An 11,745-nucleotide genomic window follows, 5' to 3' on the forward strand; every position below is an offset into this window, starting at 1 on the left:
GATTTTTTTATGTCCACATCATCACTTAACGAAGCAAACATTTCCATCATGTCTAGTTTTACCGGAAGCAAAAAGGTTTACGTTCAAGGCTCAAGATCAGATTTACAAGTACCAATGAGAGAAATAGCACTATCCCCTACAACAGGTAATTTTGGAGAAGAAGAAAATGCACCTGTTCGTGTATATGACACAAGCGGCCCTTACACAGATCCTGCATACAACATCAATATTCATGAAGGACTTCCCCCTCTTCGTCAGCAGTGGATTGAAGAGAGAAATGATGTTGAAGCATATGATGGTCGTGAGATTATGCCGGAAGACAATGGATATAAAGATCAACAAGATCCAAGAGCGAACCACAACGTTTTTCCAGGATTAAAACGGAAACCATTACGTGCGAAATCAGGACAAAACGTCACACAGCTGTATTATGCAAAAAAAGGAATCGTCACTCCTGAAATGGAGTTTATCGCAATACGCGAAAACTTAGATGCTGAATACGTTCGTGAGGAAGTGGCTAGAGGTCGTGCGATTATCCCCGCGAACATCAATCACCCAGAAATCGAACCAATGATTATCGGACGAAACTTCCATGTGAAAATAAATGCGAATATTGGGAATTCTGCTGTCTCCTCTTCTATTGAGGAAGAAGTAGAAAAAATGACGTGGGCTACTCGCTGGGGTGCAGACACAATCATGGATCTATCAACAGGGAAAAACATACATACAACGAGAGAATGGATTATTCGCAATTCCTCTGTTCCCGTGGGTACAGTGCCCATTTATCAAGCACTAGAAAAAGTGAATGGTGTAGCGGAAGACCTAACGTGGGAAGTGTATCGTGATACGCTTATTGAACAAGCGGAGCAAGGAGTGGACTATTTCACGATTCACGCTGGCGTTCTCTTACGTTATGTTCCATTAACAGCGAAACGACTAACTGGAATAGTGTCTCGTGGTGGATCTATTATGGCGCAATGGTGTCTATTCCACCATAAAGAAAACTTCTTATATACTCACTTTGAGGAAATCTGTGAAATTATGAAGCAATACGACATCTCCTTCTCTTTAGGAGATGGGTTACGTCCAGGTTCTATTGCAGATGCCAACGATGAAGCGCAATTTGCAGAGCTTGAAACACTTGGAGAGCTAACAAAAATTGCGTGGGAGCATGATGTTCAGGTAATGGTGGAAGGACCTGGTCACGTACCGATGCACTTAATTAAGGAAAACATGGATAAACAATTAGAAATCTGTAAAGAAGCTCCTTTCTATACCCTAGGACCATTAACAACGGATATAGCGCCTGGATATGATCATATTACTTCTGCCATTGGTGCTGCGATGATCGGTTGGTACGGAACGGCGATGCTGTGCTATGTAACACCGAAAGAGCATTTAGGTTTACCAAACAGAGACGATGTTCGTGAAGGCGTAATAACCTACAAAATTGCAGCACACGTAGCGGACCTTGCAAAAGGACATCCAGGGGCTCGTAAACGTGATGACGCACTCTCAAAAGCTCGTTTTGAATTCCGCTGGAGAGATCAATTTAACTTATCGTTAGATCCTGAGCGAGCAATTGAATATCACGATGAAACTCTACCAGCAGAAGGTGCAAAAACAGCCCACTTCTGTTCTATGTGTGGACCAAAGTTTTGCAGCATGAGAATCTCTCAAGATATCCGAAACTACGCTAAGGAAAATGAGCTCGATACAGAGGAAGCAATCGAAAAAGGAATGAAGGAAAAATCAAAAGAGTTTAAGCAAACAGGAGGAAATATATATCAATAATACGAGGAGGTTCTATTCATGAAAGCACAAATGCTGGAAGTGGAAATCAAGGAAGTAAAAGAATATCTTGCTTCTTTGGAAAAACAATTACAGGAACTCCAAGAAAACTGTGATCACCACTTTCAAGAAAACACATACTACGAAACATGTTTGAAGTGTAATAAGGTGAATTCTTTGTATTATTAATTGTTTCCAAAGGGATGGAAAAGCTCATTAGCTTTCCCATCCTTAATCATTTTTAAACGATCGTTTAAATTGCGGGGGCTTGTCATGCGGTTGCTGTTGGTCCATAAATTAATCAACACTAAGAACAAACAAACCAAGTCTTATTCAAATTAAGACTTGGTTCGTACCCTTACACTATTGTTTTCCTATTAAATTACTCATCCTCGACAATGTATATATTGCCATCTTCGCTATAAGAAACATTTACGTTACTTGGAACTTTCACAAAGAGAATAGTATCCCCAAAATGTGTTGTACTTGTCTCATGGTTATCATCCATCATACTCCCACCTGTGAACTGATTTATGGTAAACTCTCGGTCGAATTTAGCAAAGCTAATTTCTACTCTGTCTGGGTCAGTGATAAGTAGGCTATTATTTGCTTGACGAACAGTTGGTGGTTGTAATAGCTCCGTATATTCTATACCGCTCTGAAATGCTCTTGTTGTGTAAAAAGAAACATCAATCGTTTCATCGCTTGTTTCTTTTTGCTGAACTCGCACCAAATGATAACTACTCGTAAATATTTCTAGTTCTTCGTCTGAATATGGAAAGGACCACTCCCCCAGTTTTACTACTTTGTCACTTTCGTCCAACTCTTTTGGATCTTGAATATTATAGAATTCGTTAACATAGTTGTTTAATTCGGAAATAATTTCTGTATTATCTTCTGAGCTTACGGTTGATAACTGGGTTTGTAATATATAAAACAAGCCAGTTGATAGAATGAGTATCGAAATGTAAACAATAATGGTACTTTTTATTCTTTGACGATAGCCATTAAAGAATGGAGTTTTTCCTTTCGTGGAAAAGAAAATTACAATGATAATGACTGCTAATAATACTATGCTTATTCCCATTTACCTCACCTCCAGTTGATCTGATACAAGGATGGAAGCAATAAATAACGCAGTTGCAGTGACAACCACTTTCCCTGAAAACATGAGTAGTGATGTTTCCCCAATATAAAATTGGAATAGCTTTGTTATCATTCCATCCTGTCCAGGACTAGTGAATAAGAGTCCAAAGAAGACAACAGGAATGACAATCTTAAATATGCTATGAAGCTGAGAAAGTGTTCCCACGAAATAGCCAACAGATGTGAGCAACAATACGTAAAGGATTGCAGCGATCAGACCAATCAGTATTTCTCCCATGGAAATGAAGCTACTTATAATCTCTTCGGTTCCATAATAGAAAACGAGAGCTACTTTAAGAACATTACTAGAAAGCATCGAGGTTAATCCGCCGATAATACTCGCAGTAATAAGAAATGCGATGTTTGATAGATTACTTGTTAACCGATTCGTAACGAATGTAAAATCCGAATTCCGGTATGCTTGTGTCGTCATAGTAATACCGATTACGAGCCCCCACATCATCGTAAAGGCAATAACAAAGTTAGAGGAGTAAGTCTTTAAAGATAAAGATAAGTTACCAGAATGGTATCCCGAAGATCCTACCCCTAACAAAGATAAAAGTAATGCCACAATTTGAACAGCAATCATAGCTGTGAACGCGTTTAGATACGCGTTAAGTTTATATTTATATTGTCTCTTTGTTACTTCAATCTTATTATCCTCTGTTATAAACATCATCGATTCCTCCCTTCGTTTTGCTAGTGAGGTAGACACATAGATCTTCTGTTGCAACGGAACTCACTTCAATGCCAGCCTTTTTCATATTTTGGAGAACGGATTGGTTTATGTTTTTTTCAATAACAACGTAAGCACTGTTTCCAATGGAGCTTTCGTGTAATACTTCTGTATGTCTCGTAAACTGGTTAATTGTTTCTCGATTTCCTTGTAATCCTATTGCAAATTCCTTAATATCACTGATGGACTTATGCAATCTTATTTCTCCTTCTTTCATAAGCATGATATCTTCTAGAATATCTTCCACCTCATTTACTAGATGGCTAGATAAAATGATCGCTCTTGGAAATTCAATATAATCTTTTAAAAGAGCTCGGTAAAAGTCTTTTCTCACAGATGAATCCATACCTGAAGTTGGTTCGTCTAAGATGGTTAATGGGCACCTTGCTGCTAAGCCGATAATCATATTAAACGTACTTCTCATTCCTTTGGAGAGTCTACTATGATACTGCTTTTTCGAAAAACCAAAGTAATCGAACAACCGTTTTGCTAAATCCTCATCCCAGTTTTCATAAAACGTTCCTGCAAATTGGAGAATTTCTGCAATACTCAATGATTCAGGGTATGTCATGTGTTCGTCTACAAAAATAGTATTAGATGAAACTTTCAAATTGTTAAATGGATTTTCGCTGAACACTTTTAGTTCACCAGATGTTTGTTTATGAAACCCTGCAATCAGTTTTAACAATGTAGTTTTCCCCGCACCGTTACGTCCGATAAGTCCTGTAATCTTCTTTCCTTCTATAGCAAAAGTCAGATTGTCTACTGCTTTCCCCGTATTGTATTTCTTTGTAAGATGCTTTGCTGTTATTACATTCATGACTGCCCCTCCCCTTCTCGTATGACTGTTGTAATCATGGAAATCAATTCTTCTTCTGCAACACTTAATCTTGTGGCTTCGGAGACTAGGTCCTCGACCATTTGCTTCAACGTTTCGTTTTTCCGCTTCGTCATAATCATTTCTTTCGCATCTGTTGTCACAAACATCCCTAACCCCCGCTTTTTATAAAGGATTTTTTCATCGGCCAATATATTGAGACCTTTTGCTGCTGTCGCCGGATTAATGTTGAATATCTCAGCTAACTGGTATTGAGAATAGATTTTTTCGTCTGGCTTGAAGCTTTCTGACAGTATTTCTGTTTCCAGCCATTCCGCGATCTGGACATAAATTGGTTTATTATTTTCTGTATTCAAAATCACAACATGGACACCTCCTTATGAGGATAAGTTGAATTACTAACATAGTGCATTAGTGATGTAATGTACTGTGTAATTAGAATATAACTCGTGAGAAAAACTTTTGCAAGCTTTTTTTGGAAAAAAATAGTGTTAGGTTTTCGACAATATCACCGTGAGGGGTGAGTTGACTGAATAAACTCCTTCGTACTTTGTGATAAGCTAAAATAATTTATTTCGTGTAACAAAAAGAATGCCATTGAAAGGTGGTAAGAGCCTTTCAATGGCATTCTTTGAAAAAGGTTTATCTACTTATTACTTCTGCAGTAGTTCTTTCTACAATGAGCTTATATATCGTGAAAAATTCCTTCTCTATGATAGTATCTAATTCAAGATCTTCATTTGTACTAAGGTGGATCACCATTGGTTCTCCATTTGATATTTTGAAGGTAGCAAAATCCACTGGTCCATTTTCGTATTGTGAATAAAAAATCGGCATGTTTTGAACTGTATCAATAATCTGCACTGTATCGGGAAACTCTTCAAAATAGATCGTAAGTTCCTCGATCCACTCTTCATAGCTATTTGACTGTTGTAGTAAGTCATACTGGATGCTTTGTGGTGGGAGCAAGGAAGCACCGATGGAAATATTCATACTTAATTCTGGTTTAATGAAAAACTCTTCTTCATTATAGTGTGCTAGTTCCCAATCCCCTGGCTTTACAGAGTGGACCGTTCCTGATTCATTTTGAATTGGTTGAAAGTCATACTTTCTTGCATCATCTTGTAGTATTGTAAAACCAAATATGCCACCAACTAGAATAGCAATTACGATAAAAGGCAGTATTTGTTTCCAGAGTTGATTCGATGATTCCTTTTGCTTTTCCGTCATATGCATCTCCTTACATAGAGTTTTTTATTATTATAATTTTATCGTGTTCAAACTTGACTAATCAACGAAAAAGGTTTGGAGAGATGATTCACAAAAATAAAAGGACCACCTAAGCGGTCCAAAAGCAAATCAACTCTATTCTTCTACTAATTCTACTCTAACAGCGCTAGCTTGCATCGGGTATGATTCCATTAACGTACCAGTATGCGATACCTTCACTTTATCTCCCTTTTTAAAGAAGTCGAAATCTACTTTTTCTCCATCACCATCTACTAAAATTGCATCTTCTTCCATTGTAAATGAAATGGCGTTATTTCCATCCCATTCCTCTTGGTCTATGTCTACCGATTCTATCCCTTCCACAACTAACATGCTTCGCTCATCTTTTGAATAAATTAATCCTACGATATGTGGTTCTTCAACAGGTTCTGTACAATCAGAACCCGTATTCAAGTCATCCCCACTCCCGCTACCTACTCCACAAGCTGCCAAAAACGTAAGACTAATGAATAACATTCGTAAGAAACATCTTTTTTCCATTTTTTTCTCCCCTTTTTTTGCTAACCTTTCTGTATCTATAAGACGTTCTTTTTAAAAAAAGAGGTTCATTATCTTTATAAAAATTTTCTTCACTAAATGGAAAATGGCATGTATGATGAAATGGTAAATAATTCATAATTGTATCCTAATACAAAGGAGTGTGTATTCATGTCTACATTGTTTAATAGAATTGATACAGTGTTTTTACAAGTTACGGATATGGAGATATCCATTAAGTGGTATACCGAAGTTCTTGGTTTTCAGTTGCGATGGTATCACAAGGAAAGTGGATACGCAGCAATAAATATAGGGGAAACACCATTAACTTTAGTACACGCTAATGAAGTTACTCCAGGAACTCATGCCCCATTTAACTTTTATACGAGCGATATAAAGAAAGCATACGAAACTCTCGTCAATCTTGGTGTTGAGGTAGAAGATATTGAAGATCATGGAGATGTGATGTCATTTCATTTCAAAGATCCAGATAATAACCTACTTGGGGTATGTTATTTCGAAGAGTAATACGATTTTTCATAAAATATTAATTTAAAGTGGAGTAAGTAGAAGAAATTTCTATTCACTCTACTCTTTTTTTGTAACAATTTTTATAATAGTATAGGTATTATATAAACAAAACATTTTTCGACAATAATGAAACTTGTTCTTATATAATGCGTCTTATGTTGTGAGGTGATATTTTGAAAAAGGTACTATTCTTGTTGTTAGCTTCAGTAATAGTCATCTTTGCTAGCTGTAATACAGATAGTAACGGTGTTAATAATGTGAACGAATCCGTTGAAAGTCTTAACTTAACCACGGAAGTAGAAGTAATAGACGGAGATTTTGTTTATCGGCTCGTTACGGAGAAAGATGAATATGAAGAACACGGTGATGTGACTATTTATGCGGAATTAGAATATATTGGTGAAAAGGATAATATTACAATAAATCATGCTGCTTCTCCATTTTATTTTGATATTCATGAAATAACTCGCAATTATACAATTCACCATGCTGTGGATACTCCGTTGTTTAGCACTATCCTTCACAAAGGAGAACCTTATCGAGAAGTATATATAAAAGCTGGAGGATATTCAGAACATGATGAGGACGACTATATACAGTTTCTCATTGAATTCTGGGATTATGGTTTTCCTACAGGTGAATATGTTGTAGAAGGAGTTGCGGACTTCTTTACAGAAGATAATGAAAATGTAAACCATTTAATAGAAGGGAAAATAAGTTTTACAGTAGTAGAGTAGAAAAAAAGGCATTGGTATGCCTTTTTTCTATTTACTACTATTTTTTTATCTACCTTTCGTTACTTCCCTACTAGAAAATAAAATGACTTTATCCATTTTTGTTAATATTGTCTTAATTTTTCCTTCGACCTTTCTTTGTTCTTATTTAGTCGATATAAGAAAGTTGTTTCTGCCATGATAAATGCAACAAAAAGAGCCGCAAAAAAAGGTTGTGGGGATTCTAAGAAGATAAATAAAAAAATTGATAATACGAAGAAAATCAAGCCGATTAAGAGTGGCAGTGTTAACTTATGTTTCTTCAAAATCTCCACCCTTCCTTTCGTTTCTTTTTAACATCTATTATTATTTTATCATAAATTTCATCTTTAGGAGGTAATTGGGAATTGTATTTGCAAAAATTAAATGATAACTCGTACTTTCTTCCTATTCAATCTAAAAAGGATAAAGAAATTCTGTATCCTAATAACTCACTCTTCTCGTGAATAATCAGCTAGTCGCACAACGATATTATCAATTATAGATATGGCGTTACCCTGGAAGTAATTATTTAATATGATAGAAAACATTAATTCTTCTCCGTCTTTAGTCGTAACATAACCAGATAACGAAGATTTAGAAGTTAAACTTCCGGTTTTGCCACGAACATTTCCTTCGGCTGGTGTTCCTACCATCCGACTTCGTAACGTACCTCCGACTAGCCGATTGGTAATGCCTGCAATGGGAAAGGAATCATAAAATACATTAAACCATTCTTCGTCTTTAACATGATGTAATAGCTTCGTCATTTCTTCTGGTGGAATGGCATTTAAGTGTGACATACCGGATCCATCTCGAAGATGAATACCATCCATATTCAATCCTGCTTTCTGCAGATACGACTCTACTACTGTTAGACCTGCATCCCAACTGCCTTCATCATGTACTACTTTTCCCATCGTTTTCGTTAAAATTTCTCCGATGGAATTATTACTGAGCTTCATATAAGGATCAAATATATCCTCCAACGGAATTGAAATCCGATTAACTAATTCATCTGCTCCTGTTGGGGTTGTTCCTAGCCGAGCATGACCTTCTACCGTTATTCCATGATCTAATAACGCGTCGTAAAATAATTGTAAAACAAGCTCTGTTGGCTCCCATACAGAAATCCACTTTCTCCAAATGTTTCCATTTTTGGCCATTGTACCATGAAAATGCATGTTATTATTTCCGTGTTCTCTATCCCAATCAATATAGCTGTTTCCACCTGTTGCGACAGTCTCTACATTATTAATGATTGTAATATAATCGGAGTCTGGATATACCGTTATGCTAGCCTCTTCTCCTACATCCGTTCCAGGTCTGACCTCTACAATGACAGAACCTGCATCAAAATCTCGATCAGGAGATACAGATAATGCAGAAACCTGTGCTCCATACACACTACGCTGGTTTGCCCATGAAAGGTCAAGAGATAGTCTTACATCATCAAAATAGGTATCATCAGCAATCACATCACCTCGAATGGTTGTTATTCCAAGATCTGCAATTTCTTCAGCCAACTTTCGATAATCTTCTGGTAGCATTGTAGGGTCACCAGTTCCTTTTAAGTATAAATCTCCTTCCAATGTGTTACCTACCTGTTCCGAAACCGTATAAACTCCTGTATAAAAGGTGAAATCTCGTCCTAACGTATCAAGTGCAGCAGCACCAACAAGAAGTTTTTGACCTGATGCTGGTACAGCGCTTTTATCACCATTAAATGAATATACTTCTTCTCCTGTTTCTGCTCGAATATGTACTGCTGCTAGTGCATTTTCAAGTCTAGAGTCTTGTAAATAGGTATCCAGTTGTTCAGTTAATGTGTAATCCGTATTTACAGGAAGTTCTACTACTTGCAAATATTCTTCATCTATAGGATCGTCGATTAGGTTCTTTTCTTCTTTTAATTCATCTTCTTCAATAGATTCCCTATTCTCCTCCAAAGAAGCAACCTCTTTACTAGTCTTTGCTGTCATATAATAGACAGAACTTACGCTTAGAATTAATAATAGAAGAGCAAACCATAGCGGCACTTTTTTTCGAAAAAAAATTGAAATCACTTCCTCTTTTGTTAGAATAATCTATTATTTCATGTGTATTAACGATAACAAAAATATATGAATTTGTATAATGAAACCTAGTAGATAATATGTCTTCCCAAAGTACTTGTATGAATATCTACCAGAATTAAAAATCGTTTTTTTCCATTAGGAAGTGAGGAGCTTATCCTGTTTAAAGGTGTCAGAAAATTTATAATTCAGTAAATGATCAATAGGTGTTTTCTAATTTCGTTGTTTCGGCAACCGAATAATCTGATTGAGAAAATATCACTACAGCTTTTGGGAAATTTGATGTAAAACAAAAAAGGAACTCCTACTAAAGTCGTAGAAGTTCTCTTCTTAATATTTTATTGTTTCTTTGCTACCAACTTTTTCACACTACTGATTTGTACACATAAGCAAAGCACATCCATCGCTTTTTCTAATTCATCAAGAGATGGGAATGTTGGTGCAATACGGATGTTTCGATCACGCGGATCCTTGCCATAAGGGAACGTTGCTCCAGCACCCGTTAATTTTACTCCTGCTTCTCCAGCCATTCTTACAACATCTTTTGCACAACCATCTAATGTATTTAAGCTAATAAAATACCCACCATTTGGTTCGTGCCAGGATGCGATGTTTTTCTCTTTAAGCTCCGTCTCAAGCTTGTTTAATACCATATCAAATTTCGGTTTAATAATTTCTGCATGCTTACGCATATGTTCATGTAAGTTCTCCATATTTTTGAAGAAACGTACGTGACGTAGCTGATTTAATTTATCTGGACCGATTGTTTGCATCGAGAGTTGTTCTTTAATAAGACCTAAGTTTTGTTCGCTTGCAGCCATTACACCAATTCCAGAGCCAGCAAACGTAATTTTCGAGGTGGAGCTGAAAATAAAGACTCTATCTGGATTTCCGACTTCCTTACAAGTTGCCATAATATCCATTAATGTATCAGGAGAATCTGTTAAATGGTGTACGTTATATGCATTATCCCAGAAGATTCGGAAGTCATTTGCCTTTGTTTCCATTTTTGCAAGTCTGTCTACAACTTCATCAGAATATGTAATTCCGTCTGGATTGCTATATTTTGGTACACACCAGATTCCTTTAATAGATTCGTCTTCTTTCACCAGTCTCTCCACTTCATCGATATCCGGACCGTTTTCTTTCATATCGATGACAATCATTTCAATGTTGAAAAGTTCACAAATAGAGAAATGTCGGTCGTACCCTGGACTAGGGCATAAGAATTTTACTGATGGAAGCTTCCCCCAAGGAGTCTCACTTCCATACACTCCAAATGTCATGGCTCTAGCTATAGCATCGTACATCATATTTAAACTGGAGTTTCCACCAATTAAAATTTCCTTTGGACTTACTTCAAGCATATCTGCAAAAAACTGTTTCGCTTCAGTGATTCCATCCAATCCACCATAATTTCGTGCATCTGTACCAGATTCATCCTTTAAAAGGTCCTGAGATGAAACAACATCTAACATCTCATTCGATAAATCAAGCTGTTTTGGACTAGGTTTCCCTCGGGACATATCCAAATTTAAGCCTTGGCTTTTGAATGTCTCCAATTTACTTTGTAGTTGGTCTTGCAATTCATTCAATTCTGCTACTGTTAATGTAGTAAAATCACTCACATGAATACCTCCTAGTTTTTCATATTACTATAATAACGTATATTGAGTAGTAAATGTTAGTATATTATGGCAATCTTTTTACGTATTCAATATTACATCCTCGTAAAAAGAGAAAAACAGACCCCGAATTTTTCGAAGTCTGCTTTATGTTTTGTATATATTATACTTTTGTTACGTTGGTAGCTTGAGGGCCACGTTGTCCATCTTCAATGTCGAAAGAAACTTCTTGACCTTCATCTAATGATTTGAACCCGTCACCTTGAATCGCTGAGAAGTGAACGAATACATCCTCTCCACCTTCTCGCTCAATGAATCCAAATCCTTTTTCGCTATTAAACCATTTTACTTTACCACGTTCCATTTTCCTTTTTCCTCCTAGCATGTAACTACATGTTGTTTTGCAAAAATTGCTTGCCTAATTAATATTACCAATATAAAACAATTCTAAACATGTGATTAGTGTATATTTAAAACTATTTTA

The 11,745-nt window shown here is 36.4% G+C and carries 14 protein-coding genes; 4 read left to right on the forward strand and 10 right to left on the reverse strand.

From position 1 onward, the window contains the following. Positions 1–9: 9 nt before the first annotated feature. Positions 10–1,794: a phosphomethylpyrimidine synthase ThiC gene (gene thiC, locus ACERII_RS06305; RefSeq protein ID WP_373640891.1), complete on the forward strand. Its 1,785-nt coding sequence runs from the start codon at positions 10–12 to the stop codon at positions 1,792–1,794. Between the two features lie 18 nt (positions 1,795–1,812). After that, complete coding sequence (locus ACERII_RS06310; protein WP_373640893.1) at positions 1,813–1,980, forward strand: serine protease; 168 nt, start codon at positions 1,813–1,815, stop codon at positions 1,978–1,980. A 193-nt stretch (positions 1,981–2,173) separates the two neighbouring features. Here ACERII_RS06310 and ACERII_RS06315 read toward each other — a convergent pair whose 3' ends face one another. The 6 genes from ACERII_RS06315 to ACERII_RS06340 form a co-directional block, all read right to left on the reverse strand. Beyond that, positions 2,174–2,878, reverse strand: coding sequence for a hypothetical protein (locus ACERII_RS06315; RefSeq protein WP_373640894.1), 705 nt, complete (start codon positions 2,876–2,878; stop codon positions 2,174–2,176). Then, positions 2,879–3,613, reverse strand: a complete 735-nt coding sequence (locus tag ACERII_RS06320; RefSeq protein WP_373640895.1) for a hypothetical protein — start codon at positions 3,611–3,613, stop codon at positions 2,879–2,881. Further along, positions 3,594–4,493 (reverse strand): ABC transporter ATP-binding protein, encoded by a 900-nt coding sequence (locus tag ACERII_RS06325; RefSeq protein WP_373640897.1) that lies wholly within the window; start codon positions 4,491–4,493, stop codon positions 3,594–3,596. Before ACERII_RS06325 ends, ACERII_RS06320 begins: the two co-directional genes overlap by 20 nt. Next, on the reverse strand, positions 4,490–4,873 hold the full coding sequence (locus tag ACERII_RS06330; protein WP_373640899.1) for a GntR family transcriptional regulator: 384 nt from the start codon (positions 4,871–4,873) through the stop codon (positions 4,490–4,492). The genes ACERII_RS06325 and ACERII_RS06330 overlap by 4 nt, the downstream gene beginning before the upstream one ends. Before the next feature lie 280 nt (positions 4,874–5,153). Then, on the reverse strand, positions 5,154–5,741 hold the full coding sequence (locus ACERII_RS06335; protein ID WP_373640900.1) for a hypothetical protein: 588 nt from the start codon (positions 5,739–5,741) through the stop codon (positions 5,154–5,156). Positions 5,742–5,876: 135 nt separating this feature from the next. After that, a complete protein-coding gene (locus ACERII_RS06340; RefSeq protein ID WP_373640901.1) occupies positions 5,877–6,281 on the reverse strand; it encodes a DUF3221 domain-containing protein in 405 nt (134 codons plus the stop codon). Positions 6,282–6,449: 168 nt separating this feature from the next. On the opposite strand from ACERII_RS06340, the gene ACERII_RS06345 reads away from it, so the two are divergent. Both ACERII_RS06345 and ACERII_RS06350 read left to right on the forward strand, forming a co-directional pair. Continuing rightward, complete coding sequence (locus ACERII_RS06345; RefSeq protein WP_373640902.1) at positions 6,450–6,806, forward strand: VOC family protein; 357 nt, start codon at positions 6,450–6,452, stop codon at positions 6,804–6,806. Between the two features lie 176 nt (positions 6,807–6,982). Continuing rightward, positions 6,983–7,546: a hypothetical protein gene (locus ACERII_RS06350; RefSeq protein ID WP_373640904.1), complete on the forward strand. Its 564-nt coding sequence runs from the start codon at positions 6,983–6,985 to the stop codon at positions 7,544–7,546. A gap of 101 nt (positions 7,547–7,647) precedes the next feature. Here ACERII_RS06350 and ACERII_RS06355 read toward each other — a convergent pair whose 3' ends face one another. From ACERII_RS06355 to ACERII_RS06370, 4 genes are all read right to left on the reverse strand, one after another. Then, the gene (locus ACERII_RS06355; RefSeq protein ID WP_373640906.1) at positions 7,648–7,848 is read right to left on the reverse strand and encodes a hypothetical protein; all 201 of its coding nucleotides are present in this window, start codon (positions 7,846–7,848) and stop codon (positions 7,648–7,650) included. 165 nt (positions 7,849–8,013) lie between these two features. Further along, positions 8,014–9,510, reverse strand: coding sequence for a D-alanyl-D-alanine carboxypeptidase/D-alanyl-D-alanine endopeptidase (gene dacB / locus ACERII_RS06360; protein WP_373640908.1), 1,497 nt, complete (start codon positions 9,508–9,510; stop codon positions 8,014–8,016). Positions 9,511–9,974: 464 nt separating this feature from the next. Continuing rightward, positions 9,975–11,264: an aspartate aminotransferase type Ic gene (locus tag ACERII_RS06365; RefSeq protein ID WP_373640909.1), complete on the reverse strand. Its 1,290-nt coding sequence runs from the start codon at positions 11,262–11,264 to the stop codon at positions 9,975–9,977. Between the two features lie 160 nt (positions 11,265–11,424). Further along, a complete protein-coding gene (locus tag ACERII_RS06370; RefSeq protein ID WP_373640910.1) occupies positions 11,425–11,625 on the reverse strand; it encodes a cold-shock protein in 201 nt (66 codons plus the stop codon). Between the last annotated feature and the right edge of the window lie 120 nt (positions 11,626–11,745).

Origin of the sequence: Evansella sp. AB-rgal1 (assembly GCF_041820985.1) — a bacterium.
Classification (GTDB): Bacteria; Bacillota; Bacilli; order Bacillales; family Salisediminibacteriaceae; genus Evansella.